We start from the raw sequence: 24,761 nt of genomic DNA, 5'->3' as shown, positions 1-24,761 counted from the left end.
TTTCGCGCAATGCCGTCTACAAATATCGCAGAAATTTGTGGAATGCTCGGGTGAGCATTTTGCGAGAAAAGTCGCCATGAATATCGGCCCTACGAACTGTAGGTACATTTTTAACCGTAGCGGTGCTACTATTTGCGCGCTGAATAATGCGAAGAACTCTCGGGAACGCAGTATGTTACGTAAACATCAACTTCATCGGGAAGCCGACGTACTGCTTTCCCTGCTCCATATCTGCAAAATCGTCGTAACTGCCCTATTTCTGCTGCTGTTTATTTCTCGCTCAGCAATTGCTGAAATAAAAGACGATAAAGCCAATCGCATTGTCAGCGGTATTATTAGTTTTACCCATTGGCCGGGTTTAACCGGCGCGCCGCAACTCTGCGTATTTTCCTCCGCGCAACATCTCTCATTGCCACAAAATAGTGTGCCTTCAGCCGTTCCGTTTAGCGTGGTTTATCTCTCCAGCGAAAGTGAACTGGCAACGCAGCATTGCGATGCGGTCTATTTTGGCGATCAGACGCCGCAACAACAGGTTGAACTTTTTAATCACCTCAAAGGTAAGGCGGTATTAACCCTCGCTGAAAACAATGCGGAATGTACCATTGGCGCCGCCTTCTGCCTGATTTTTAAACCCGACCACACGCTGTTCTCAGTCAACCTTGATTCGCTTGCCAGGAGCGGCGTCAAGGTGAGTCCGGACGTACTGTTGCTGTCCCGCAATGGAAGCAAATAAGATGAAAATAGAAAATTCACTAAATGACAAATCATCGATTCGTAACAAGCTGCGCAAGATTAGCACCATTAACTCTGCAGTGATTTTATTGCTGTGCTGGCTGCTACTCTCGTCAACGTCCCTGCTGTTTATTAAAAGCTACGAGAAAAGAAATCTGGAATTAATTGCCGCCACGCTCAGCACCACGCTGACGGCCGCCACGGTATTTGAAGACAGCTACGACGCGCATAATAAAATCGCGCGCCTCGGCAATGAAGGCATGTTCGATTCCGCAAAACTGGTGACTGACGATCACACTGTTTTAGTTGACTGGCATGATCGACAAGAACAGACCGGCTGGTATCCGCGATTATTACGTGAGTGGATTTATCTTAAACCGCTCAGCGTTAATATTAACCACTCGGAAGCCAATGTCGGTACGCTGACGCTGGAAGGCACCGTTACCGGTGCGGCCGATTTCATCCGTTATTCGCTGATGATTCTGACCAGCGGCATGCTGTGCGTGTTAATCATCTCCTTCCTGCTGAGTGAATTTCTCCATCGCGGCATACTTGCCTCGTTGCGTAATATCACCAGCTCGATCCACTACGTGATCCATTCTGGTGATTTTTCCTTACGTATCCCGGAAAGCCCGACGCGCGAATTTCAGCTGTTTTCCAATGACCTCAACTCGTTGCTGACAGAGATGCAGACGCTGCAGGCTTCTCTGATCCGCGATAATCGCACGCTGGCCGCCAAAGCGCTGGAAGACCCGCTAACCGGCCTCGCCAATCGCGCCGCCTTTGTGGCGCGTTTAACCCAACTGCTCGATCAGCAACTGGCGAAAGAGCGCTTTGCTTTGCTGTTTCTCGATGGCGATCGCTTTAAAAGCATCAATGATAACTGGGGCCATGCCGCCGGTGATGAAGTACTGAAAGCGATTGGTTCGCGCCTTTCCGCATTGGCGTATAAACAGGATTTAGTCGCGCGTTTAGGCGGCGATGAGTTTGCCATGCTGGTGAGCAGCCGCGCCAGCGAGGCGCAATTGCAGTTGCTGATGCAGGATATTAATGAAGCCATCAGCCAGAAAATAGTTATTGCTGAAGGCACTCCGATTTCCACCTCGGTGACCATTGGCTACGCCTGGTCGCAGCACGGCGATACGGTTGAGTCGATTCTGGAACGCGCAGATACGAACATGTACAAAAATAAGGGAAAGAGTAAGGTGCGGAGATGAAGATGAAAATTTTCCTGATGGTGTGTGTGCTGGCGCTGGTCGGTTGCCAGGCAAAGGGACGTTTCAGCGATGAACAGATCGCAGCGATGCGTAATGCCGGTTTCAGCCAAAATAGCGAAGGTTGGGGATTAGGTTTGTCGGACAAAATTCTGTTTGGCGTCAACGAATCTGAACTCACTCCCGCCAGTAAAAACACCATTCAGACAATGGCGAAAAATCTGGCGACGACCGGCATTGAGCATGTGCGTATTGATGGTCATACCGATAATTACGGCAAAGCGGATTACAACCAGCAGCTGTCGTTGAAAAGAGCCAACGCCGTTGCGACACAATGGGCGCAAGGCGCGGGAATTCCGCGCGAAAATATCGTTACGCGCGGCTTAGGAATGAGCGCGCCGATTGCCAGCAACAATAACCCGCAGGGCCGGGCGCAAAACCGCCGCGTGGCGATTGTGATTACGGCGCCGTGATGATCTGGCGCTCGACTGCATAATCGTACAAACGGTCGCGCGCTAAATTCTTCATCTTCACTTCGCACATAATATCGAAGGCATCAAACGACAGCGCCCAATCATTTAAGCTTTGATTGAAGTAATAATCGGCATGGGCGCGAAGTTTGGTTTTCGACACCGCTAAATCCTGCTGATCCGGGAAACCGTGATCGGGAATCAAACCTTCCTGCGCAATCGAATAGTGCAAAACTGGCCGCACACCGCGCCACGACGCTTTTATCAGCGCGATGCGCGCATCATCAGCCTGAATATAGTGATTCTCTTTCACCCAATGATGGTGAATATCCAGCACTACCGGACACAACTCATGCGCCTGCAACACATCGTCCAGCGAACATGATATTTCATCATTTTCCACCGTTAGCATATTGCGCGCTTCAGGGGTGAGCCGCAGAAACGCGGCGCGGAATCCCTCAAAGCCCTTTTTGCCGTTCATATGGATGTTGATTTTGAAATCCTGAAACTGTCGGCCATAACCCATTAATACCGCACAGGTGGCGTGATACTCCACATCCTCAATCGCGCGATCGACCACGCCGTCATTATCGGAGGCCAGCACCGTATATTGGCCGGGGTGGAATGAAAGCCGAATATTATTAGCGCGCGCCAGCTCGCCGCAGCGGCGCAGTAACGGCGTAAGATCGGGCAATAATTCACCGTACAGCTGAGTCGCATGCGGCACCGTGTAAAGCGGCAATAGATCGCTGCCGATGCGCATCATGCGCAGCGCGTCGGGCTGCGTGGCCAGCTTTTCAAGCGTGAGAGTGAGATTTTGCAGATTGTTTTGCGCCAGCTGGTTCAGCAGCGTGATGCGTGATTCATCATCGAGGCCGAGAAAGCGCGTGCGGGTGGTGCTTTTGAAGGGATACGGCTGTTTAGCCTGTTGATCCAGATACTTACAAGCAAAGCCTAATTTCATTTCATCCCCCGTTTAATCAGCGTGAAAGTGTAGCTGCGATCGGAGAAAGTGCCAGGTGCGCATCGAGGCGCACCTGGCTGAGATCACACGTCCGGGAAGGTCATATTGCTGCCCGGCGCTTCACGATGCAGGTGGATAAAGTTCAGGTGACGTTCGTACTGATCGAGAATATCGATGATCACCTGCTCTTTGTTGTAGTCCATTAAATCATTGCCCTGGCTGCCTTCCAGCAAGAAGGTTTCCAGGCGGTAATAGGTCGATTTACCGCTACGTGCGCGATAGGTAAAGCCCGGTACCGAATACTGCTGTGGCCAGATTTGATAAACGAAATCCTGCTCCTCGCCCAGCAACACGCGCAGATCAAGGTGGCCCAGCGGCTGCCCCTCTTCTGGCTCGGCACGCTCCAGCGATACACGTCCACCGCGCAGCTCCAGCTCTTTCGCCACATCCTGCATCGCCGGGAACAGCACCTCTTCCATCATCTTCTGCGTATAACGCGTGCCCGGATAGTTCATCAGACGCGACAGGCGCTTCTTCCAGCTCAGGCGATCGTTACTGGCCGAAATGTACGGCGCAGTGTCGCGGCTGGCGCTGGCGCGGCGGTGATCTTCCACCTTCAGCGATTTATACAGCCCGGCCATCACAAAGAAGATCACAAAGCTAAACGGTAAGCCCATGATCACCGTGGCGTTTTGCAGGGCAGAAATCCCGTTGGTCATTAGCATGCCCATCGTCAGCACACCAATCGCAATCGACCAGAAGATACGCAGCCAGTTCGGTGCATCGCTGTTGATGTCTTTCAGCTTCGAGGTGAAGTTACCCAGCACCAGCGAACCGGAATCCGCCGACGTCACGTAGAACAGCATGCCGGTGATGGTGGCCACCGAAGCACTGAATTTAAACGCCGGATACTGCGCCAGCAGGCTATAGAAGCCGCGTTCGGCATGCGCCATCACTTCCTGCGCAAAGCCGGCATCGCCGTGAATGATTTCATACAGCGCCGCGTTACCAAACACCGACAGCCACAGCAGCGTAAAGGTGAACGGAATAATCAGCGTACCCAACACGAACTCACGAATGGTACGACCGCGCGAGATACGTGCGAGGAACAGACCGACAAACGGCGACCAGGCAACCCACCACGCCCAGAAGAACAGCGTCCAGCTATTCATCCACTCGCGTGGCTGATCGAAGGCAAAGGTATTCAACGTCATGCCCATAAAGCGATTGACGTAATCACCAACGTTCAGCACCAGCGCGTTGAGCAGGAAATCGGTTTTGCCCATAAACAGCACGAACAGAATTAAGCCCAGCGCCAGCGCGACGTTCAGCTCAGAAAGAATACGGATGCCTTTATCCACGCCGGATGTTACTGAGATGGTGGCGATGATCACTGACAGCACAATTAGCGCGGCCTGCGCCGTGAAACCTTCCGGCACATCGAACAGCACGTTGAGGCCGTAGTTCAGCTGCACCACACCAATCCCCAACGTGGTGGCGATACCAAAGATGGTGCCGATCACCGCAGCGATATCCACCGTGTGACCAATCGGGCCATTAATGCGTTTGCCGAAAATCGGATAGAGCGCCGAACGGATGGTGAGCGGCAGGTTGTAGCGATAGCTGAAGTAGCCGAGCGCGATGCCCATTAATGCGTACATCGACCAGCCGGTGACGCCGTAGTGGAACAGCGTCCACACCATCGCCTGACGCGCGGCTTCCATGGTCTGCCCTGCACCTTCTGGCGGCTGCATGTATTGGGTTACCGGCTCGGCAACCGAGAAGAACATCAGGTCAATACCGATGCCGGCGGCAAACAGCATCGCCGACCAGCTCAGTAAGCTGAACTCGGGTTTAGATTGCTCCGGCCCCAGCTTGATGGCGCCGTAGCGCGAACATGCCATGTAGATGACGAACACGATGTACAGCGTGGCAGCGAGCATGTAGTACCAGCCAAACGTGGAGGTGACCCAATTAACGGCGGTCAGAAGCCAGCTGGCAGCGAGTTCGCTGTAAAAAATCGTGACAAGTGAAAATGTCAGAATCAGTCCGGCGGAGGTGTAAAACACCACAGGATTGATTCTGTCTTTTTCACTGGCAGGTGGATTAATCATCGATTACCTCTGGTTAATTTCCTGTAGTACGTGCCAAAGAAGCTCGCGGAGATCGCCATTAACGGCATCCCGACGAGGCAAAATGCGGTTTTCGTGGGATGCGCGTGCATACGCATCCGCTGAGTCCCTTCGCTTCCCCGCTTCGTTTTTGTAACAATCCAAGCACAGCATCCTAACAAATTTCTTTTTTATATTGAACGTGCAATCAAAAAAAGTTTTAATAGTGTTCTAAGATTGAAGTGGAGCTGGAGTGTTATGCCAAAGGTGGGAATGCAGCCGATACGTCGTCGGCAACTGATTGATGCGACCCTGAGCACCATCAACGAAGTCGGGATCAACGATGCCACCATTGCGCAGATTGCGCGACGTGCTGGCGTATCGACAGGCATCATTAGCCACTACTTCAAAGACAAGAACGGTCTGCTGGAAGCCACGATGCGTGACGTAACACGTCAGCTACGTGATGCGGTAGCAGCAAGGTTAAAACCGCTGGCAGACGCCACAACGGAAGCGCGCCTGCTGGCGATTGTGGAAGGCAACTTTGATGATTCGCAGGTGCACAGCGCCGCAATGAAAGCCTGGCTGGATTTCTGGGCCAGCAGCATGCATCAGCCACAGTTGGGCCGCTTAGAACGCGTGAGCAGCCGTCGCCTGTTTTCCACATTGGCAGCCGAGTTTCGTCGCGTTATCCCGCGCGAAAAGGCGCGTCTGGCGGCACATGGCCTCGCGTCATTGATTGATGGCCTGTGGCTGCGCGCGGCGCTCAGCGGCAAACCGTTCGATTTGGCTATCGCCAGACAGCTCACCACCCAATTCATTCGTCAGCAATTGGCTGACCAGAATCACTGAGGAAGGAGAAATCATGTCCCGATTCACCGAGCAACACCTTTATATTGATGGCGCATTGGTTCCCGCTGCGGCAGGTAAGACATTCCAGACCATCAACCCGGCGAACGGCGAAGTGCTGGCCGACGTGCATGAAGCGGAACGCGCAGATGTTGATCGCGCTGTTGCCGCCGCGAAAAAAGGCCAGAAAATCTGGGCGGCGATGACCGCGATGGAACGTTCACGCATTCTGCGCCGTGCGGTCGATATTCTGCGTGAGCGCAATGACGAACTGGCCGCGCTGGAAACCCTCGACACTGGCAAACCGCTGAGCGAAACCCAATACGTGGATATCGTCACCGGAGCCGACGTGCTCGAGTACTACGCGGGCTTGATTCCTTCTCTGGAAGGCCAGCAGATCCCGCTGCGCGATACCTCGTTCGTTTACACCCGCCGCGAACCGCTGGGCGTGGTAGCCGGGATCGGCGCGTGGAACTATCCGATTCAGATCGCGCTGTGGAAATCCGCGCCAGCATTGGCCGCCGGTAACGCGATGATCTTCAAACCCAGCGAAGTCACGCCGCTGACCGCGCTGAAACTGGCGGAAATCTATACTGAAGCGGGCGTGCCGAACGGCGTGTTCAACGTGTTGAACGGTCGCGGCGCGGTCACCGGCCAGCTGCTTACCGATCATCCGGGCATCGATAAAGTCTCCTTCACCGGCGGCGTTGCCAGCGGTAAGAAAGTGATGGCCAATGCGGCCGGTTCGACGCTGAAAGATGTCACCATGGAGCTGGGCGGCAAATCGCCACTGATCATCTTTGACGACGCCGATCTCGACCTCGCCGCAGATATCGCGATGATGGCGAACTTCTACAGCTCGGGCCAGGTTTGCACCAACGGCACGCGCGTGTTTATCCCAGCTAATTTGCAAGCGGCGTTTGAAGCCAAAATCGCTGAGCGCGTGGCGCGTATTAAGGCCGGCGATCTCAACCATCCAGATACCAACTTCGGTCCGCTGGTGAGCTTCGCGCATCGCGACAACGTGATGCGCTTTATTGAATCCGGCATCAGCGAAGGTGCGCGCCTGCTGTGCGGCGGTAAACGTCTGAGCGGTGCGGCTTTCGATAACGGCGCATGGGTGGAACCGACCGTGTTCACCGACTGCCGCGATGAGATGACCATTGTGCGTGAAGAGATCTTCGGGCCAGTGATGTCGATTCTGACTTATGAAAGCGAAGAAGAAGTGGTTCGCCGCGCCAACGCTACCGAATTTGGCCTGGCGGCCGGTGTGGTAACCCAGGATCTTAACCGCGCGCACCGCGTAATTCACCAGATTCAAGCGGGCATTTGCTGGATCAATACCTGGGGCGAATCTGACGCTGCAATGCCGGTGGGCGGTTACAAACATTCGGGTGTGGGCCGTGAAAATGGCCTGATGACGCTGCAAAACTACACGCAAGTGAAATCTGTGCAGCTCGAAATGACCCGTTTTCAGTCCGTATTTTAATTTTGGCTTTTAACCTGAGGAACGACTAATGGAATTTGATTACATCATTATCGGAGCCGGATCCGCAGGGAACGTTTTGGCAACAAGACTGACCGAAGATAGCAGCGTCAATGTGCTGCTTTTAGAAGCGGGCGGCCCAGATTACCGCTTCGACTTCCGCACGCAGATGCCTGCGGCGCTGGCGTTCCCGCTTCAGGGAAAACGCTACAACTGGGCGTATGAAACTGAACCTGAGCCGTACATGAACAACCGCCGCATGGAGTGCGGGCGCGGTAAAGGCTTGGGCGGATCGTCGCTGATCAACGGCATGTGTTACATCCGTGGTAACGCGATGGACCTCGATAACTGGGCCAGGGAGCCTGGCCTGGAAAACTGGAGCTACCTGAACTGCCTGCCCTACTATCGCAAATCAGAAACGCGCGATATCGGTGCCAATGATTATCACGGCGGCGAAGGTCCGGTGAGCATTACCACCTGTAAACCTGGAAACAATCCGCTGTTTGCGGCGATGATTGAAGCGGGCGTGCAGGCAGGTTATCCGCGCACTGATGACCTGAATGGCTATCAGCAGGAAGGTTTCGGGCCAATGGATCGCTTTGTGACGCCGAAAGGTCGCCGCTCCAGCACCGCGCGCGGTTATCTCGATACCGCGAAAACCCGTCCGAACCTGAAAATCGTCACCCATGCGACCACCGACCGCATTCTGTTTGAAGGTAAACGCGCGGTTGGCGTGCAGTATCTGCTGGGTTCCAGCAATACCTCGCACCAGGCGCATGCACGTCGTGAAGTGCTGCTGTGCGCCGGAGCCATCGCCTCGCCGCAGATTCTGCAGCGTTCCGGAGTCGGATCCGCTGAATTGCTGAAACAGTTCGATATCCCGCTGGTGCATGATTTGCCGGGCGTGGGTGAGAACTTGCAGGATCACCTCGAAATGTACCTGCAATATGAGTGCAAAGAGCCAGTTTCGCTCTACCCGGCCTTGAAGTGGTGGAACCAACCGAAAATCGGTGCGGAGTGGCTGTTTAATGGTACCGGCGTCGGCGCCAGCAACCACTTTGAAGGCGGCGGCTTTATCCGCAGCCGTGAAGAGTTCAGCTGGCCGAATATTCAGTATCACTTCCTGCCGGTGGCGATTAACTACAACGGCTCGAACGCGGTGGAAGCGCACGGCTTCCAGTGCCACGTTGGTTCGATGCGCTCACCAAGCCGCGGTCATGTACGCCTGAAATCACGCGATCCGCGTCGCCATCCAGCGATTCTGTTCAACTACATGTCACATGAGCAGGATTGGCAGGAGTTCCGCGATGCGATTCGTATTACGCGCCAGATCATCAACCAGCCGGCGCTGGATAGATATCGCGGTAAGGAGATCAGCCCAGGCCTGGATTGCCAGACCGATGAGCAGTTGGATGAGTTTGTGCGAAATCACGGCGAAACGGCTTATCACCCGTGTGGCACCTGTAAAATGGGTAACGACGAGATGTCTGTCGTCGATGGTGAAGGCCGCGTTCACGGCGTTGAAGCCCTGCGCGTGGTAGATGCTTCAATCATGCCGCTGATCATCACCGGTAACCTGAACGCGACGACCATCATGATCGGCGAGAAAATCGCAGATAACATTCGTGGTCGACAGCCGCTGCCGCGCAGCGAAGCGGATTACTTTGTTGCCGGTGATAAACCGGTCCGCGCTGAACCGATGCGTGGTTGAGGTTGATTTGGGGGCGACGTTGGTCGCCCTTTTCTTTGGTGGCTAGCTAGCCCAATCCTGAAGATCTAAATCAACTACCCGAGCGAATTCCCGAGTATTGTCAGGGACTAAAATTGTGCCTGCCGCAATGGCATGTCCGGCGATCGCCGCATCATTAGCACCCATCGGAGTACCAGACGCAGCCGAGGACATTGTCACTTTCGTCGTAGCATCTATAGCCGCGCTTCACTGTCACAACGACAACCGCACTGCTGCCAGGCTCACGATTAGGGAAACAATTAATAGTATGTTGTAACTACAAACCTTAACGCTTGTCCCGTCGCATTTGTTCATACATAGCAATGCCCTCTTCATCTTTTCTGCTGATTTATCTGCTTTAATAAGCCTCCAATTTCGTGAGGAGCTGCCATGGAGCGCCGCCATTTTTTGTCGTATCTCACTCTTTCCACGCTGACAGTGCGCAGCGGGCTAATCTGGGCTGCTTCGAAACGCGTAACAACCCAAATCTTGCCGCTATGGCCAGATTTACCGCCGGGCGGTGGCGGTCCTGCTGGCGCTTTGGTGATTTCAACCAAAGGCGCGCAGCGTAATATCGTACAGCCCACACTCACCGTATTAACGCCGCCCTCGCCTAATGGTCGCGCGGTATTGATTGCCGCAGGTGGCGGCTATTCGCGCATTGAAATGGGTAAAGAAGCCTGGCCTGCCGCAGCCTGGCTGACGGCGCGCGGATATACCGTTTATGTGCTGAGTTATCGTTTACCGCATGAAGGCTGGAAAGATGGTGCGATAGTTTCTCTGCAGGATGCCCAGCGCTCGCTGCGCCTGGTGCGGCAACGGGAAAAAAATGTCAGCGTGTTGGGGTTTTCTGCCGGTGGGCATCTGCTTGGTATGGCGGTCTCGCGAGCTGATTTTCGATCTTATAGGGCAACCGATGCCCTGGATAACCTGCCCGCCACGGCCGATCGCGCGGCGCTGATCTATCCCGTCATCACGCTGGAAGCGCCTTACACCCACACTTCAACCCACAAAATGCTGGTTGGTAACCACGCGCCCGCCAGTGAAAACGCCGCATGGTCAGTGCAGGAGTTTGTCAATCCGCAATCGCCGCCCTTCTTTCTGGTGCAGGCAGAGGACGATCCGATTTCCGATCCGCATAACACGCTGATTATGGCTGACGCCTGTAAGCGTGAGCATGTGCCGGTTGAGATGCATCGCTACAGCAGCGGCGGACATGGATTTGGTATGGGCAGGCCCGGCACGCCGACCATAGCGTGGCCTGAGCACTACGAAAAGTGGTTAAGGAGCTAATCCACCTCAACCGTTTGCTTGCTAATTAATCCCGCCAGCAAGGTCTGCGAACTGGCTACGGCACCAAAAATTCCGCCCTGCATATGGATCATGCTAAGCGCCGCTTCGTGGTGTTTCAGCTCCGTCGCCGCGCAGCAATCTGACAACACCAAACACTCAAAACCGCGATCGTTAGCCTCGCGCAGCGTGGTGTGGACGCAGACATCAGTGGTGATGCCGCTGATGATCAGATTGCGAATGCCGCGGCTGCGCAGAATCAGTTCGAGATCGGTAGCGTAAAACGAGCCTTTGCCCGGTTTATCGATGATGACTTCTCCCGGCAATGGCGCCAGTTCCGGGATAATTTCCCAGCCCGGTTCACCGCGCACCAAAATGCGCCCGCACGGACCCGGCGCGCCAATTTCCGCCTGCATGCGCCTGGATCGCCAACGCTTATTCGCAGGCAGATCACTTAAATCCGGCCGATGCCCCTCGCGCGTATGGATGATCGGGAAGCCCAACTCGCGCATCGTTGCCAGCACCTGCTGCAACGGCTTGATAGGCGCGCGCGTTAAGGCAATGTCGTAGCCCATGCTATCGACGTAACCGCCCTTACCGCAGAAATCGGTTTGCATATCGATAACGATCAATGCGGTATCCTGCGGGCTGCAGCGACCGTCATACGGCCACGAGTAAGGGGTTGAATCAATGGCGTAATCAGGCATTTTTTTCCTCCATCACAGTTACTGTGCTTTCACCTTTTAGTTTCACAATCAGCGTATAGCTGGCGGCAGCAGTCACCAGGCCAATCACCGCTTCACCGAACTGTGGGAAAGCGATATGCGCAATCACCGCACACAAGCTACCAATCGCCCAGGCGGCAAAGGCGCTGCCGCGCATACGGCGCAATTGGCGCTGCTCGCTGATTTTGGCCATGAAGATCAAATCAACAATCATCACTGCGCCAAACGGCGGCACCACGATGCCGAGCAAGCTCAGCCATTCGAGGAAATAGGACCACACGCCAGCCAGCGCCAGCGCCCCGCCGATCACGCCGAGGATCACCGTCCACAGACGCATTTTGCTGCTGAACAGATGACTAAAGCCGACTGCGCCGTTATACAGGCAGTGCGTACACACCGAACCGAGATTGATAAACACAAACAGGAAAGCAATCACAGACAGCAGCATGCCGTGCCCCATTAGCATTGGCAGGAAGTTGCCGCCGTTACTCGCCGGATCAACCGCCGCGCCCACCGCCACAATCACCACGCCAAACAGATAAGAGATAACGTTCGCCACCGGGAACGCTGAGAACGCGGCAATCACCGCCGATTTACCGTCTTTTGACCAGCGGGTGAAATCTGCCGTCATGGTGCCTGAATCGGCGAAACCGGCCACCACCATGGTGACGGCGGTGCCCATGCTCATCGCGCCCACTGCGCTGCTGCTGCCGGTAAACTGCGTGATGGTGCTGAAATCGTGATCCTTACTGATCAGCCACAGCGCCACCAATCCCAACACCACGAACAGCGGCGCAGCGATCATGCCGAGCACGGACAATGCGCGCACGCCGAGGAAGGTGATGCCGGTATACAGCACCATGGCAAACGCCGTCACCGCCAGCGCATTCCAGCCAAAGGTTTGATTAATCACCGTGCCGGTTAACCCGGTCTGGAAGGCGTACCAGCCGATCACCACAGGTGAAAGGAAGCCCGAAACCAAAATGTAGCCTTTGGTGCCAAAGGTGCGTTTCGCCTGCAGCGCGAAATTCATGCCGGTATTACCGGCGAACCAGCTCAGCGCACCCACATAGGCAAACAGCACCAGATTTCCCAGCAGAATGGCGATAAGCGCCGGCCAGAAGCCGAGATGCCAGGTAATGATGCCGCCAAATAGCGCATTAGTGAGGATCATCGGGAAACCAAACCACACCGCCGATACCGAACCCGTCGAGTGGCGATGGCTGAGCGGAACCGGTTCATGCTCGAACTCCTGCTCTAAAGCCGGTGAATTTTTGTTAGTCATGGGCAACTCCGATTGAAACAGGTGTGATGTGATTCCAGGGTTGTATGCGCTCGAACGCGGCACTCGCCGCCAGCACCAGGCCATCGTCCAGATGACGACCCACGATTTGCATGCCAATCGGCAATCCGCTGGCGGTAAAGCCCGCAGGAACAGACGCCGCCGGTTGGCCGGTGAAATTGAACGGGAAGCAGAATGAGAGCCAGTGATCGCTGCGCACCATGCGGCCATCGATGATCTCGGGTCCCTGCATATTGAGCGGAAACGGCGGTACCGCCAGCGTCGGCGACAGCAGCAGATCGTAATGCTGCATAAAGCGCCACATCTGATTACACAGCTTTTTGCGTGTGGTATTGGCGTCGGTAAAAGTTTCAGCGCGCCAGTCGCGTTGCAGTATGGCGCTGAGATGCGGTGACATACGTGAGCCGAGTTCAGTCTGCATGTGGCGCATGCCGGTGAGATCGCTCTCAAAGGCCACCAGCGCGGCAAAGGTGGCACCTTCATCGGCGATGCCAGGATCAACTTCATCCAGTTCAGCGCCGAGTTCTCGGGCAAAACGACGCGCGGCTTGCGTGACAATGTCACGCACTTCGGGATTAACGGCGATGTAACCGAAATCCGCGCTGAAAGCGATGCGCAGACCGCTCAATGGCTTATCCAGCGAGCCCAGCCAATCCACATCGTTGCAGGGAATCGAATGGCGATCGCGCATATCTGGCCCCGCCATCACCGACATCATCAGCGCGCTATCGCGCACCGAACGCGTCATCGGGCCGATATGCTCCAGCGACTCCCAGCTGGAAACGCCGGGATAACGCTCGTCGCGACAGCCCGGCCATAAGGGTACGCGCCCCATCGACGCTTTCAGGCCAAACACGCCGCAGTGCGCGGCGGGGATTCTTACCGAACCGCCGCCATCGCTGCCCAGCGCAATCGGACACAAGCGCGCCGCCAATGCCGCACCGGAACCGGCGCTCGATCCGCCCGGCGTTTTAGAGAGATCCCACGGATTACGCGGTGATGGAAACAGTGGATTGTGCCCAACGCCGCTATAGCCAAACTCCGGTGCGGTGGTTTTCCCCAGCAGCACCGCATCGGCCGCCAGCAGGCGCTCAACGGTGATGTCATCTTCTTCCGGGACAAAATCAGCGTAGGCATGCGATCCAGAAGTGGTTTTCACGCCTGCGGTACAAATCAGGTCTTTCACCGCCAGCGGAACGCCCGCCAGCGCCCCCAGCGTTTCGCCGCGCGCGCGTTTTGCATCAACAGCGGCCGCCTGTTGCAGCGCCAGCTTTGGCGTAGCGGTACAAAACGCCTGAATCTGCGGCTCGCGCTGCTCCATGCGATTGATGGCGGCTTGCGTCACTTCCTGCGCCGAAACGTCTCCGCCGCGGATTAACGCCGCCAGCGTAGTGGCATCTTCATCCAACAGTGCATCAAACATGCGAATACTCCCGATTTATCACTTATCGGAAACGTTGCAGTTTGCGTGCCAGAAAATTCCATAAACGAGGGCGCTAGCGGCCAGGCCAGATGGGATACGCTCTTGGATACAAGATCGAATACTTATGTTTCTTTACAATGCAGCGGTTGCGATAGGAAGCACGAAAATGGCGCAGCCATGCGCCACAATGGAGAGCGTCTTAATCAGCCGCAGGAATTAACGCATCCACAACCTGTTCGATCACTTCCACCACACGTTTGACGCGCCGCGGGATAAAGCGCGCATCGGGGAATACCGCGTAGAGAAAACGGTCTGGCAGACGGTATTGGGGCAAGATACGTACCAGCGAACCTGATTTTAATGCCTCCTGCACCAGCGGTAACTGCATGCCGCCGACGCCGATGTCCGCCTGCAGCGCCTGCAGCAATCCTTCGCTGCTGTTGGCGCGAAACACGGTATTCACGGTTAGCGCTACGGTTTCCTGGTTGGATATCAGGCGCAGCGGTGCCTGTTTGTCGATACCGCTAAAGCGAACCTGCGGATGCGCGGCCAGCTCTGCCAGCGAGGTAATCGGTGTTGCGCGTACCCGCTCAGGCGCAGCAAACAGCGGCGTTTCAATACGCGCCAGTAATCTCGCCGGAAACATCTCCGGCGGCATTTCACTCAGGCGCAACGCGATATCCACGCCTTCACTCACCAGTTCGGCCACGCGATCGTCGAGCGCGATGGTCAGATGCAGTTCTGGGTTCGCGCGTTGCAGCGCCAGCAAAGGCGGCAGCAAGCGCTGGCCTAATCCGCTGGGTAATTGGATATGCACGCTGCCTTGCAGCGCTTGCTGCGCCGGGCGCAACTGGCTTTCAACGTCCTGCATCGCGGCCAGCAGCGGCTGCATCTGCTGTAAGTATCGCTTGCCCTGCTCGGTCAATTTCATCGCGCGCGTGGTGCGGTGCAACAACACGATGCCGAGTTCCTCCTCCAGCGCCGCGATTTGCTGGCTCACGGCGGATTGCTTCATCCCGCTCAGGCGCGCTGCTGCCGAAAACGATCCGGCTTCCGCCGCGCGAATGAAGGTATTGATGGCATTGAGTTTATTATTCATTTAATGATTTTTCTGATAAGTGGCATCTGGATAGTGGGATATCAGCAATAAAAATAATAGATAACACTGTGCCTGTCTTGTTCACAGGAGAATCATCATGTCGCAAACACATCACGTCGCGCTGGTCGCGGGCGCAACCGGCATTGTCGGCAGTGAGTTGGTAAAAACGCTGCGTCAGCAGGATTGGCAGGTGATCGGCCTGACGCGCCAGCCTGCAATCTCAACGCAGAATATCCCTTTCATCCATGTCGATCTGCTGGATGCGCAGCACAGTGCACAGGCGCTGGCCCCGCTCAATCAGGTCACACATATTTTCTACAGCGCCTGGCTGAATGCTGCCAACTGGCGTGAAATGGTCGAACCCAACGTGACGATGCTGCGCAATCTGGTGGTTAACATCGATAAAAGCGCGCAGTTGCGCAGTGTCAGTTTGATGCAGGGATACAAAGTTTATGGCGCGCATCTGGGACCGTTCAAAACGCCCGCGCGCGAAAGTGATCCCGGCGTCGCGGGAGCCGAATTCAATGCGCAACAGCTGCGTTGGCTAAGTGACTTTCAGCGCGGTAAAAGCTGGCACTGGCACGCCTTGCGTCCCGGTGTGATCGGCAGCGCGGTACCCGGTAATGCCATGAACCTGGCGCTGAGCATCGCGCTCTACGCATCGCTGTGTAAATCTCAGGGCTTACCGCTACGTTTTCCCGGTTCATCGCACGCCTGGCACAGCATGGTCGATCATACCGATGCGGGATTACTCGCGCAGGCCACGCTGTGGGCGGCCAATGCGCCTGGCGCGCGCAATCAAGCTTTCAACGTTAACAACGGCGATTTATGGCGCTGGAGTGAGCTGTGGCCTGCGATTGCCCGGTGGTTTGAACTGGAAAGCGCGCCGGCGGTGAATCTGTCGTTTTCTCAGCTGTTTCAGGATTACCGCGCGCTATGGCAAACCATCGCTATAGAACATCAGCTGATAGAGTCAGATATCTTGCAGCTGAATGATGGGCAGTTTGCCGATTTTGTCTTTGGCTGGAATTACGACATGTTTGGTGACGGCAGTAAAATACGGCGCGCGGGTTTTAACGGCTATCAGGCAACGGATGAGATGTTCTTTGCTCTGTTTGCGCAGTTACGCGCAGCACGCATTATTCCTTAACGCTAACAGGGAAGCCTGTGCTTCCCTGTTATTACTTCATTAATGCAGAATGGTTTTGGAGAAAACCTGAATCACCACAATGCCTAACCCGATTAACATCAAGCCCGCCATTGCAGCGAAATCTAGTTTCTGGTTGTAGAAAAAATAAGACATGACCGACACCAAAAATATACCCATTCCGGCCCAGATAGAATAAGCAATGCCGACATTCATCTGTTTAACCACTTGAGATAATCCATAAAATGAAATGGCATAACCTATTACCACAACCACGCTGGGAATAAGGCGTGAGAATCCTTGCGAGGCCTTCATCATGGTTGTGGCAATCGTCTCAGCGACGATGGATATCGCCAGTATCACGTAAACATTATTCATAAAGTCCTCTTAAATGCCCGAGAGTAAACACGCGTTATAGAGTAGCTGTTAGAGGTTGTTTTTCCAACGGATTAAATCGCGCTTCAGTAATGTCAGACCAATCGCCACCACCATAATATCTTTAAAAATAAACGAATCGAGTCCGCCTAACTGCGGTAACAGGCTCAGCGCGACTAACCCGGTGAGAATCAACAATCCAGCGCCTATCATGCCTAAATCCGGACGTTTGAAACCCGCAATAAGCAGAATAACCGTGATGAGTTCAACCAGACCAAGAAAATAGCTGCTGCCATGCAGGCCAGGGAAGTAGGGAAAAATACTCAGCCATGTTTTGGTAAATATGGGTTCCAGAGCCTGAACTTCGAATTCAAACCACTTCGCCATACCAAAACCAGGAAATAATAATCACCGATAATCGCAATACCATCAGTTCTTTGCTCGCGTGGAAATAGACCACTCGTGAAATTCAGACTTGATTAGCTGTTGTCAAAATAAACTCTTCAGTGATTTATGCAGCCAGCTCAATAAGAAATGAGCTGGCATAAAGTCATGGTTCATGATCTCGATTACATCTCAACGCTGTCGTAATAGGTAGCGGGCGCTGACACATCTGCTGCGTCCCGGGCCGTCCTCGCGCCGCCGGTCCGTCAGGCAGACGAGCGAAGTGAAGGTACCGCGCAAGCGGCGCGAGGACCGCCGGACCAAAAGTGACTTCGGCCTGCGCACTCGTCGCTGGCTTAACTGGCAAACATGAGGCCATGTATTGTGATGTTAAAAACAGCCATATCTCCGCTTACTTAATCGCTATATACTCCGGTGCATATCGAATTCAGGAGCTTTTATGCATACCTCTTTTAAGCGGATTATTCTGGCGGGATTACTCACTTTCACCTCGTTTCATAGCTATGCCAGCCGCATCGTCACCGATCAAATTGGCCGTCAGGTGGAAATTCCGGACAGGATTGATCGCGTGGTAGTGCTGCAACATCAAACCCTAAACTTGCTGGTACAACTCAACGCTACCGATAAAATTGTCGGTATCCTGGCGAACTGGCAACAGCAGCTGGGCGAAGGGTACGCGCAGCTGGTGCCGGAACTGACGCACAAAGCGATGCTCGGTGATTTGACGCATGTCGATCTCGAAAAGCTGGTGGCGCTGCATCCGCAGGTGGTGTTTGTCACCAACTATGCGCCGAAAGAGATGATCGACCAGATTTCTGCCCTGGGCATTCCGGTACTGGCGATTTCACTGCGTCACGATAACGCCGGTCAGCAAGGCAAAATCAATCCCAGCATGCAGAATGAAGATCAGGCTTACGATCTCGGCATTAAGGAAGGCATCACGCTGATTGGCAATGTGGTCAACAAGCCAAAACAGGCGCAGGAACTGATTGATGCCGCCTTTGCCGGACGCAAAATTATCAGCGATCGATTAAAAAATATGTCTGAACAGCAGCGCGTGCGTGCCTATATGGCGAATCCCGACCTCACCACTTACGGCTCGGGCAAATATACTGGCTTGATGATGGCGCATGCGGGCGCATTCAATGTCGCGGCCGCGACCGTGCAGGGTTTCAAACAGGTCAGCATGGAACAGGTAGTGGCGTGGAATCCGCAAGTGATTTTCGTGCAGGATCGCTATCCCAACGTGGTGCAGGAGATCCAGCAGGATGCGCGCTGGCAAACCATTGACGCTGTGAAAAATCATCGGGTATGGCTAATGCCGGAATACGCCAAAGCGTGGGGCTATCCAATGCCAGAAGCGATTGGCCTCGGAGAGCTGTGGATGGCGAAAAAGCTCTACCCGGAAAAATTCCGCGACATCAATATGCAACAACAAGCCGATCGCTGGTATCAGCGCTTCTACCGGACGCACTATCATGACCACGCTGAAGATTCTGGCGGCCGGTAGTTTGCGCGGCGTATGGCCGGATTTAGTGGTGGCATTTAGCGCGCTTTCCGGCCTCAAAGTCACCACCGATTTCGGACCGGCGGGCCTGCTGCGCCAGCGCATCGAAGCAGGTGAACCCTGCGACTTTTTTGCTTCCGCCAATCGACGGCATCCTAAAGCGCTGTTGCTGTCGGGACGCGCAGCAGAAGTAGGATTGTTTGCCGCTAATATGCTGTGCCTGACAGTGAAGCGTGACAATGTCACGCAAGCGGATGATTGGTTATCGTTGCTATGCCGGGATGATTTGCGCTTAGCGACCTCAACGCCGCTCTGCGATCCTTCGGGCGATTACACCTGGCAACTGTTTGATAACATTGAGCAACGCCATCCCGGATTAGGGATGATGCTGAAAGCCAAAGCGCGTACTTTGGTCGGCGGTACAGATAGTTTGGTGATGCCTACTGGTAAGCTGGCGGCACAATGGTTAATTGAGCAGCAACATGCTGACATGTTTATTGGTTACGCCAGCTATGCGCCGCGTTTGCGGCGCTACCCGCAGCTACAGGTGATAAACATCCCCGTGCCCTTCAACATTCATGCCGAATACGGCTGGGCGTGCTGCTCAGCTGCCGCGCAGCCTTTTGCAACTTTTCTCTCATCCGCAGCAGCGCAAACGATTCTGCAGCAGCACGGTTTTATGCCGTTTACGGATCGGTAGCCGAACGCTTATTACCAAGTTGCTGCTGCAGCCAACTCGCCGCCCTTTTATAGCGACTCAAGCGCTCTGCCGGTGCCAAAACCTGGCGCAGCAGCAGGCAATAATCCATCACCAATCCCGGCGTCCAGGTCATGCCTTCCGCGCGACTGCGCACCAGGCTCAACAGCCAGAAGTCAGGATTGAACAGCACCCATAAACCCTGCAAACCGCGCTCGCCCAATAGACCTTCGGTGGCGACATCCAGCGCCTGAATCACGCTGGTGGAACAGTTACGTGAGGTCAGGTTATAGCGCGTGTCACTGGCGTTGCTGAGCCAGAAATTACGCAGCGCCTGCTGATTGTAGTGAGGCAGCGTCAGGCGTTTGTCGGGCCGACACCACGCTTTGATCTCTTTCTCCAGTGAAGGCAGGAAACAACCTTCTACATCAAACTCCTCTTTCGCCCGCAACGTTTTCAGGAAGCCACGAAAATCGCGAGAAACGTCATCCGCAGGATAGAGGCTGATGTAAATCTCTTCGCCCATCTCCAGCGAAGTATGGCCGGTAGAGACTTCGCCGCGATGGTCAATCGCTGCCACCCAGCGATCAAACCACGGACGACGCCCCACCACATCGCCGGAACCCACCGGCGTCCAGATGTAGACGTTAAGTGGCGTGCTCACCGCATGCTGACTCATCGGCGGATGCACATAGCCTAATCCGTGCGGCGCACGCAGACCGGCACGCGTAAATATTGGCAATGCGGTGACGCTGGTGTTAGCGGGCAAGGCGTGGATTTGTGCCGTCATCACCAACAGATTGATGCCCCAACCCAACAGCAACAACGCAAAACACAGCGGCACAATCATATGCGGTGATAGCGGCCAGTTGGTGGCAATCAGCACGCTGAACACCAACTCGCTACAGCCGAGCGTTAATTTGCGCGTCCAGCGCCGACAGCGCATCAGGCAACATGAGATGACGCGGAAACCGCCATCGAGTAAAAACACCGTGGCGAATGCCAGTGAAAGGCAAACGCCGCTGTCGTGAGGAGCGAGAAACACCAGCGCGCCAAAGATCAGCAATACCGTTGATTTCAGCAGTGACGGCCAGGCGATACCGGCAGGTGCGTAAAATGCATTTAACGCTTCCGCTCCGCCCTCTAATGCCAAAAACATGCCTAAAAGCTGCAAGGGAAAGGAGACCGTTCCTTGTTGCAGCAGATCCATCACGATCCCGGCACTGGCCCCCAGACAAATCACACCTAACGCGGCGAGATAAGGCCAGCCGGATCTGAGTGCCGGCCCACCCATTAGCAGAAACAGTAATCGCAACAAATGAACACTCCAGCGCTTAACTCAAAGCTCAGTAAGCTCTGTAGACGCGGGCAACCTGCAGGAGTTCGGCGATCGCCCTCTCATTCTGACTTCGTTTACTGATGGTTGTAACAATGAGGGCACTGTACGTGGCGAAGCTTAGAATTGGCTTAACGATTAACCGGTTTACACAGCGATGGCCAACAATACCATGCACAACAGCAGCACATAGATACGCGCATGCCAGACATCTGGCACCGCCGGAATACAGCGACGGGCAAAAAGAATTCCTAAAAATCCGGCGACCACCAGCAGCAACAATATCTTCAGGCTGATAAAGCCGAGATAACCGCTGACGGGAATCTGCTGCCAGCCGCTGATGGCGTAAGTTATCGCGCCAAAAACGGCGACCGGCAGCGACAGCGGATTGGCCGCGCTGACGCAGTCGCGCATGGCATAACCATGACGCCGCAGCAGCGGCACGGTCATTACGCTGCCGCCAACGCCGAGCATGGCGGCGATCACACCAATCATTGTGCCGCCCGCGCTGACGGTCAACCGCGACAACCTTCGCAGTGCAGTGCGGCTAAAGAAGCCTCTCCGCAGCAGGCAATCAGCGATAGTCACCACCATGTAAACCATAAACAGCCTGCGCACCCAAATGTCGCTCATCACGCCCGCCAGCCACGATCCCATCACCGCTCCGAGCGCGATAAACCAAATTAGCGGCAACAAAGGAACATCATGCAATTTGCCCGCCCGCCAGTTTTGATAACTGGCCCAGCCGGCGTTGAAAATCATCACGGCGGTCGAGGTCGCCACCGCGATATGCATCGCCTGCGCCGCCAGTAACGGCTGCTGCAACGACAATTGATAGACAAACGGCACCACGACAAAACCGCCGCCAAAGCCAAATAGCATCGTGGTAATTCCAGTGGCAAAACCCGCCAGCCCAATAATTAACAGCTCGTTCATCGCTTTTCTCTGCATCATGAAAAGAGTGATGCAGCTTACGCAGCAAGCTGACCACTTCCCATTTGCGCAGCGCTCATTTACCCTTGCAAATCAGTCAAATTGCGGTGGATGTCGGGGATGCGAAATAGCCACATTGATGAATACGACCATATTGATCGTGACGTGGTGGCGCTGGGCAATGACTACGCGCAGAGATTTGTGCTGCCAGAGCATCGCCATCGCCGCGCGCAGCTGCTTTATGGCGCTATGGGCTTGATGCACGTCGCAACGCAGGCGGGCGAATGGGTGGTTCCGCCGCAGCATGCGGTGTGGATTCCGCCTGACACCGCGCACAGCGTTAAGTTTGTGGGTGTTTCTACGCGCAGTCTGTATATCGAGCCGGTTTGTGCGGCAGCTCTGCGTGAAAGCGATCGCTGTCGCGTCATCAGCGTCTCGCCGCTGCTACGACAGCTATTGATTGAAGCCGTTGATTTACCGCTGTTATACGCATCCGATCGCGATCAATCTCTGATGCAGTTGCTGCTGCTGGAGCTTGCGGCGATGCCTGCACAGGAATTCGATATTCCACTGCCGCCACATCCGGCGCTGTTGGCGCAATGCCAGAACTTCTTACAAGCACCAACCATTCACGACCCGGCCGATCGTTGGGCCAACACACTGTTTATGAGTCCCAGCACCTTCCGCCGCCATTTCCTGCAGCAGACCGGTTTGTCTTTTTCCGCCTGGCGACAGCGCGCCTGCGTGGTGACGGCGCTGGCGTGGCTGGTGGCGGGCAAATCCGTTAACGACGTGGCGCTCTCGCTCGGCTATGACAGCAGCTCCGCTTTCTCCACCATGTTCCGTCGCGTCACCGGTCAGGCGCCATCATTTTACATCGACCATGACTGAGCAAAGTTTCACCACTCATTTGGCGATTTCAGGCTGAAACTCGGCTTTTAGAGGCTACGATCTCATGCATAACACACTGAAAATAATCTTATTCCTTTTGAAACAGATACGTGTCGAAATTCAGTCGGTTAACTGCTGCTGCACCGCATCTAAAAACGCCCGCAGCGCCGCCGGTTGCCGTTCGCGTGACATGTAGAGGCCATAGATCGCCAGCGTTTTTGGCTGATAAGCCGGCAGCACGGTTTGTAGCTGTCCATTGTCGAGGGCGTGACGCGCCTCCATTTCCGGCACCATCGCTAAACCGCAACCGGCAATCGCCGCATCACACAACACCGACGAGATACCGGCGCTGAAATTCCCGTGCACTGCCGCTGAAAGGATTTCGCCCTGCGCATCGGAAAACTGCCAGCTCTGCCCGGCGAAACGGCTGTAATGCAGGCAATTATGCTGTGCGAGATCGGCAGGCGTTTGCGGCGCACCACGCGCCTGCAGATAGCCAGGCGAGGCGCACACCACCGAAACACATTCGCCTAAACGTCGGGCAATGGCGCCAGGTTCGGGATCGTCGGTAATCCGCACCGCCACATCAATGCGTTCGCCGATTAAACTCACCAGTTGATTGTTGATCTCCAGTTCGATACGCACCGCCGGAAAACGCGCGAGAAATGCCGGAATTATCGGGCCCAGAATATGCGTGGCGGTGGAGTGCGCGCAGGCGACGCGCAAGGTGCCGTGCGGTTCGCTATCCGCGCCCTGCTCGGCAATCTCTTCAGCCAATCTCACCAGCGCGCGCGATTTTTCGAGGATCTTCTCGCCAGCGGGCGTAATGGTCAGTTTGCGCGATGAGCGGTGCAGCAAACGTGCACCAGCCCACTTCTCCATTTCATCCAGATAGCGGCTGACCATCGGCCGCGAAATATCCAGCGCACGCGCTGCGGCACTTAAGCTGCCCAGCTCGCAAATACGGTTAAATACCGTTGCCGCCGTGACTCTGTCCATGTTGGCTCCATCTGATCGTTTTATGAAACTGATCATATCCAGTTTCGGGAATTCTACCAGCCAGCAATTTCTCTACAATAAAGCCCTCAAAGACGGCGAGGTGCCGGATAAAGGAAAATTCGATGAAAATGAAAACGTTGACGCTGGCATTGGCCTTTGCCGCCCTGCCGGCCTTCGCTGCGCCGCTCAATTTAGACGTGTATAACCCGCAGAAGAACGGCATTTTCCCGGTCTCTTCGACGCTGGTTTCTGGTCCGCACGAAGCGATACTGTTTGATGCACAGTTCAGCACCAAAGACGGCGAGAAGCTGGTGCAGATGATCAAAGCCAGCGGCAAGAAGCTGACGCAGATTGTTATTACCTCCGGCGATCCTGATTTCTATTTTGGTCTGGAACCGATTGTAAAAGCGTTCCCGCAGGTAGAAATCGTGGCAACGCCGGAGGTGGTAAAACACATAGAAGCCAGTAAAGCCGCCAAGCTGGCATATTGGGGGCCGCAGATGAAGGACGGCGCGCCAAAGCAGCTATATGTTCCGCAGATTACGCATGCCACGACGTTTAAAATTGATGGTGAAACGCTGGAACTGCGTCACGCCAATGATTACGCGGCTTACGTGTGGATCCCGGCGAACAAAGCGATTCTTGGGGGAACCGGCGTGGCTTCCGGCATTCACGTCTGGACCGCCGATACGCAAACGCCTGCTATTCGTCAGCAGTGGCGCAATGTGCTGAGCGAGATGCAAAAGCTGCAACCTAAGCAGGTGATTCCGGGCCATTATCTCGGCGAGCGCCCGGCGGGTGATGCGGCTGTCACCTTTACCCTTAACTATCTGCAATCCTTTGAGAAAGCGCTGCAGCAGCACAAAGGTTCGGCGCAGGTGATCGAGACCATGAAAGCCGCTTATCCGCATCTGCCGGAGGAGAGTTCATTGGATTTGAGCGCCAAAGTGAATACCGGCGAGATGAAGTGGTAATTAATGTTTCAGTGAGTGTAGTCGCCATTAATGGCGACCAGCATCGCAGCAGTAAATCGAGCAAATACAAAGCGCGTTTGATTTGATAGGATTTTGGCCCGA

General features: G+C 54.9%; 23 protein-coding genes and 1 pseudogene. 12 read left to right on the top strand and 12 right to left on the bottom strand.

Annotated elements, in window-relative coordinates:
• Positions 1-76 precede the first annotated feature (76 nt).
• The 3 genes from DEU53_RS09505 to DEU53_RS09495 are packed head-to-tail and all read left to right on the top strand — an operon-like array spanning position 77 to position 2,419.
• Entirely contained in the window at positions 77-733 is a 657-nt protein-coding gene (locus tag DEU53_RS09505; protein ID WP_233501695.1) for a YfiR family protein, read from the top strand.
• 1 nt (position 734) lies between these two features.
• The gene (locus tag DEU53_RS09500) at positions 735-1,949 is read left to right on the top strand and encodes a diguanylate cyclase domain-containing protein (RefSeq protein ID WP_110866835.1); all 1,215 of its coding nucleotides are present in this window, start codon (positions 735-737) and stop codon (positions 1,947-1,949) included.
• A complete protein-coding gene (locus tag DEU53_RS09495; protein ID WP_110866834.1) occupies positions 1,946-2,419 on the top strand; it encodes an OmpA family protein in 474 nt (157 codons plus the stop codon). The genes DEU53_RS09500 and DEU53_RS09495 overlap by 4 nt, the downstream gene beginning before the upstream one ends.
• Here DEU53_RS09495 and uvsE read toward each other — a convergent pair.
• Entirely contained in the window at positions 2,406-3,380 is a 975-nt protein-coding gene (gene uvsE, locus DEU53_RS09490; RefSeq protein WP_110866833.1) for a UV DNA damage repair endonuclease UvsE, read from the bottom strand. The two genes, DEU53_RS09495 and uvsE, sit on opposite strands and share 14 nt — an antisense overlap.
• An 83-nt stretch (positions 3,381-3,463) precedes the next feature.
• Complete coding sequence (locus DEU53_RS09485) at positions 3,464-5,494, bottom strand: choline transporter (RefSeq protein WP_101761562.1); 2,031 nt, start codon at positions 5,492-5,494, stop codon at positions 3,464-3,466.
• A 255-nt stretch (positions 5,495-5,749) separates the two neighbouring features.
• Between DEU53_RS09485 and betI the strand changes: the two genes are divergently transcribed.
• The 3 genes from betI to betA are packed head-to-tail and all read left to right on the top strand — an operon-like array spanning position 5,750 to position 9,537.
• On the top strand, positions 5,750-6,343 hold the full coding sequence (betI, locus tag DEU53_RS09480) for a transcriptional regulator BetI (protein WP_101761563.1): 594 nt from the start codon (positions 5,750-5,752) through the stop codon (positions 6,341-6,343).
• 13 nt (positions 6,344-6,356) lie between these two features.
• Positions 6,357-7,829 carry a betaine-aldehyde dehydrogenase gene (gene betB / locus DEU53_RS09475; RefSeq protein ID WP_110866832.1) on the top strand — a complete coding sequence of 491 codons (1,473 nt, stop codon included), beginning with the start codon at positions 6,357-6,359 and terminating at the stop codon, positions 7,827-7,829.
• A gap of 28 nt (positions 7,830-7,857) precedes the next feature.
• Complete coding sequence (gene betA, locus DEU53_RS09470) at positions 7,858-9,537, top strand: choline dehydrogenase (RefSeq protein ID WP_110866831.1); 1,680 nt, start codon at positions 7,858-7,860, stop codon at positions 9,535-9,537.
• Between the two features lie 42 nt (positions 9,538-9,579).
• Here betA and DEU53_RS23140 read toward each other — a convergent pair.
• A pseudogene (locus tag DEU53_RS23140) lies at positions 9,580-9,759 on the bottom strand (VapC toxin family PIN domain ribonuclease); the annotation flags it as partial.
• A 186-nt stretch (positions 9,760-9,945) separates the two neighbouring features.
• On the opposite strand from DEU53_RS23140, the gene DEU53_RS09465 reads away from it, so the two are divergent.
• Positions 9,946-10,848 carry an alpha/beta hydrolase gene (locus DEU53_RS09465; protein WP_110866830.1) on the top strand — a complete coding sequence of 301 codons (903 nt, stop codon included), beginning with the start codon at positions 9,946-9,948 and terminating at the stop codon, positions 10,846-10,848.
• On the opposite strand, the gene DEU53_RS09460 is transcribed toward DEU53_RS09465, so the two are convergent.
• From DEU53_RS09460 to DEU53_RS09445, 4 genes are all read right to left on the bottom strand, one after another.
• Positions 10,845-11,552, bottom strand: coding sequence for a cysteine hydrolase family protein (locus DEU53_RS09460; RefSeq protein WP_101761567.1), 708 nt, complete (start codon positions 11,550-11,552; stop codon positions 10,845-10,847). The two genes, DEU53_RS09465 and DEU53_RS09460, sit on opposite strands and share 4 nt — an antisense overlap.
• Positions 11,545-12,855, bottom strand: coding sequence for a cytosine permease (locus DEU53_RS09455; RefSeq protein WP_110866829.1), 1,311 nt, complete (start codon positions 12,853-12,855; stop codon positions 11,545-11,547). The genes DEU53_RS09460 and DEU53_RS09455 overlap by 8 nt, the downstream gene beginning before the upstream one ends.
• Positions 12,848-14,296 carry an amidase gene (locus tag DEU53_RS09450; protein WP_110866828.1) on the bottom strand — a complete coding sequence of 483 codons (1,449 nt, stop codon included), beginning with the start codon at positions 14,294-14,296 and terminating at the stop codon, positions 12,848-12,850. Before DEU53_RS09450 ends, DEU53_RS09455 begins: the two co-directional genes overlap by 8 nt.
• A 199-nt stretch (positions 14,297-14,495) precedes the next feature.
• The gene (locus DEU53_RS09445) at positions 14,496-15,395 is read right to left on the bottom strand and encodes a LysR family transcriptional regulator (RefSeq protein ID WP_110866827.1); all 900 of its coding nucleotides are present in this window, start codon (positions 15,393-15,395) and stop codon (positions 14,496-14,498) included.
• A 97-nt stretch (positions 15,396-15,492) separates the two neighbouring features.
• Between DEU53_RS09445 and DEU53_RS09440 the strand changes: the two genes are divergently transcribed.
• Entirely contained in the window at positions 15,493-16,545 is a 1,053-nt protein-coding gene (locus DEU53_RS09440) for an SDR family oxidoreductase (protein ID WP_110866826.1), read from the top strand.
• Between the two features lie 39 nt (positions 16,546-16,584).
• Here DEU53_RS09440 and DEU53_RS09435 read toward each other — a convergent pair whose 3' ends face one another.
• Complete coding sequence (locus tag DEU53_RS09435; protein ID WP_008106908.1) at positions 16,585-16,920, bottom strand: multidrug efflux SMR transporter; 336 nt, start codon at positions 16,918-16,920, stop codon at positions 16,585-16,587.
• 48 nt (positions 16,921-16,968) lie between these two features.
• A complete protein-coding gene (locus DEU53_RS09430) occupies positions 16,969-17,304 on the bottom strand; it encodes a DUF417 family protein (protein WP_370445557.1) in 336 nt (111 codons plus the stop codon).
• A 457-nt stretch (positions 17,305-17,761) separates the two neighbouring features.
• On the opposite strand from DEU53_RS09430, the gene DEU53_RS09425 reads away from it, so the two are divergent.
• Both DEU53_RS09425 and DEU53_RS09420 read left to right on the top strand, forming a co-directional pair.
• The gene (locus tag DEU53_RS09425; RefSeq protein ID WP_110866825.1) at positions 17,762-18,832 is read left to right on the top strand and encodes an ABC transporter substrate-binding protein; all 1,071 of its coding nucleotides are present in this window, start codon (positions 17,762-17,764) and stop codon (positions 18,830-18,832) included.
• The gene (locus tag DEU53_RS09420; RefSeq protein WP_110866824.1) at positions 18,801-19,529 is read left to right on the top strand and encodes a substrate-binding domain-containing protein; all 729 of its coding nucleotides are present in this window, start codon (positions 18,801-18,803) and stop codon (positions 19,527-19,529) included. The genes DEU53_RS09425 and DEU53_RS09420 overlap by 32 nt, the downstream gene beginning before the upstream one ends.
• Here the strand turns inward: DEU53_RS09420 and DEU53_RS09415 are convergent.
• Positions 19,516-20,841, bottom strand: coding sequence for an HdeD family acid-resistance protein (locus DEU53_RS09415; protein WP_233501693.1), 1,326 nt, complete (start codon positions 20,839-20,841; stop codon positions 19,516-19,518). The genes DEU53_RS09420 and DEU53_RS09415 overlap by 14 nt on opposite strands.
• 168 nt (positions 20,842-21,009) lie before the next feature.
• On the bottom strand, positions 21,010-21,798 hold the full coding sequence (locus DEU53_RS09410) for a sulfite exporter TauE/SafE family protein (protein WP_110866822.1): 789 nt from the start codon (positions 21,796-21,798) through the stop codon (positions 21,010-21,012).
• Between the two features lie 117 nt (positions 21,799-21,915).
• Between DEU53_RS09410 and DEU53_RS09405 the strand changes: the two genes are divergently transcribed.
• A complete protein-coding gene (locus DEU53_RS09405; protein WP_110866821.1) occupies positions 21,916-22,686 on the top strand; it encodes a helix-turn-helix transcriptional regulator in 771 nt (256 codons plus the stop codon).
• Between the two features lie 120 nt (positions 22,687-22,806).
• On the opposite strand, the gene DEU53_RS09400 is transcribed toward DEU53_RS09405, so the two are convergent.
• Positions 22,807-23,685 (bottom strand): LysR family transcriptional regulator, encoded by an 879-nt coding sequence (locus tag DEU53_RS09400; protein WP_110866820.1) that lies wholly within the window; start codon positions 23,683-23,685, stop codon positions 22,807-22,809.
• 122 nt (positions 23,686-23,807) lie between these two features.
• Between DEU53_RS09400 and DEU53_RS09395 the strand changes: the two genes are divergently transcribed.
• Positions 23,808-24,659 (top strand): Vmh family MBL fold metallo-hydrolase, encoded by an 852-nt coding sequence (locus tag DEU53_RS09395; RefSeq protein ID WP_110866819.1) that lies wholly within the window; start codon positions 23,808-23,810, stop codon positions 24,657-24,659.
• Positions 24,660-24,761: the final 102 nt, after the last annotated feature.

The sequence above is a fragment of the Pantoea sp. AG1095 genome, from assembly GCF_003208415.1.
Classification (GTDB): Bacteria; Pseudomonadota; Gammaproteobacteria; order Enterobacterales; family Enterobacteriaceae; genus Pantoea; species Pantoea leporis.
Note: the sequence above shows the minus strand (reverse complement) of the source record. Positions and strands in the feature narration are given on the sequence as shown.

Coding starts and splice junctions, on each gene's coding strand:
- DEU53_RS09420 (WP_110866824.1), top strand. CDS start 18,801: ATGACCACGCTGAAGATTCTGGCGGCCGGTAGTTTGCGCGGCGTATGG.
- DEU53_RS09455 (WP_110866829.1), bottom strand. CDS start 12,855: ATGACTAACAAAAATTCACCGGCTTTAGAGCAGGAGTTCGAGCATGAA.
- DEU53_RS09450 (WP_110866828.1), bottom strand. CDS start 14,296: ATGTTTGATGCACTGTTGGATGAAGATGCCACTACGCTGGCGGCGTTA.
- DEU53_RS09405 (WP_110866821.1), top strand. CDS start 21,916: ATGCGAAATAGCCACATTGATGAATACGACCATATTGATCGTGACGTG.
- DEU53_RS09465 (WP_110866830.1), top strand. CDS start 9,946: ATGGAGCGCCGCCATTTTTTGTCGTATCTCACTCTTTCCACGCTGACA.
- DEU53_RS09395 (WP_110866819.1), top strand. CDS start 23,808: ATGAAAATGAAAACGTTGACGCTGGCATTGGCCTTTGCCGCCCTGCCG.
- DEU53_RS09460 (WP_101761567.1), bottom strand. CDS start 11,552: ATGCCTGATTACGCCATTGATTCAACCCCTTACTCGTGGCCGTATGAC.
- betI (WP_101761563.1), top strand. CDS start 5,750: ATGCCAAAGGTGGGAATGCAGCCGATACGTCGTCGGCAACTGATTGAT.
- DEU53_RS09425 (WP_110866825.1), top strand. CDS start 17,762: ATGCATACCTCTTTTAAGCGGATTATTCTGGCGGGATTACTCACTTTC.
- DEU53_RS09430 (WP_370445557.1), bottom strand. CDS start 17,304: ATGGCGAAGTGGTTTGAATTCGAAGTTCAGGCTCTGGAACCCATATTT.
- DEU53_RS09500 (WP_110866835.1), top strand. CDS start 735: ATGAAAATAGAAAATTCACTAAATGACAAATCATCGATTCGTAACAAG.
- DEU53_RS09440 (WP_110866826.1), top strand. CDS start 15,493: ATGTCGCAAACACATCACGTCGCGCTGGTCGCGGGCGCAACCGGCATT.
- DEU53_RS09400 (WP_110866820.1), bottom strand. CDS start 23,685: ATGGACAGAGTCACGGCGGCAACGGTATTTAACCGTATTTGCGAGCTG.
- betA (WP_110866831.1), top strand. CDS start 7,858: ATGGAATTTGATTACATCATTATCGGAGCCGGATCCGCAGGGAACGTT.
- uvsE (WP_110866833.1), bottom strand. CDS start 3,380: ATGAAATTAGGCTTTGCTTGTAAGTATCTGGATCAACAGGCTAAACAG.
- DEU53_RS09485 (WP_101761562.1), bottom strand. CDS start 5,494: ATGATTAATCCACCTGCCAGTGAAAAAGACAGAATCAATCCTGTGGTG.
- DEU53_RS09435 (WP_008106908.1), bottom strand. CDS start 16,920: ATGAATAATGTTTACGTGATACTGGCGATATCCATCGTCGCTGAGACG.
- DEU53_RS09410 (WP_110866822.1), bottom strand. CDS start 21,798: ATGAACGAGCTGTTAATTATTGGGCTGGCGGGTTTTGCCACTGGAATT.
- DEU53_RS09495 (WP_110866834.1), top strand. CDS start 1,946: ATGAAGATGAAAATTTTCCTGATGGTGTGTGTGCTGGCGCTGGTCGGT.
- DEU53_RS09505 (WP_233501695.1), top strand. CDS start 77: ATGAATATCGGCCCTACGAACTGTAGGTACATTTTTAACCGTAGCGGT.
- DEU53_RS09445 (WP_110866827.1), bottom strand. CDS start 15,395: ATGAATAATAAACTCAATGCCATCAATACCTTCATTCGCGCGGCGGAA.
- betB (WP_110866832.1), top strand. CDS start 6,357: ATGTCCCGATTCACCGAGCAACACCTTTATATTGATGGCGCATTGGTT.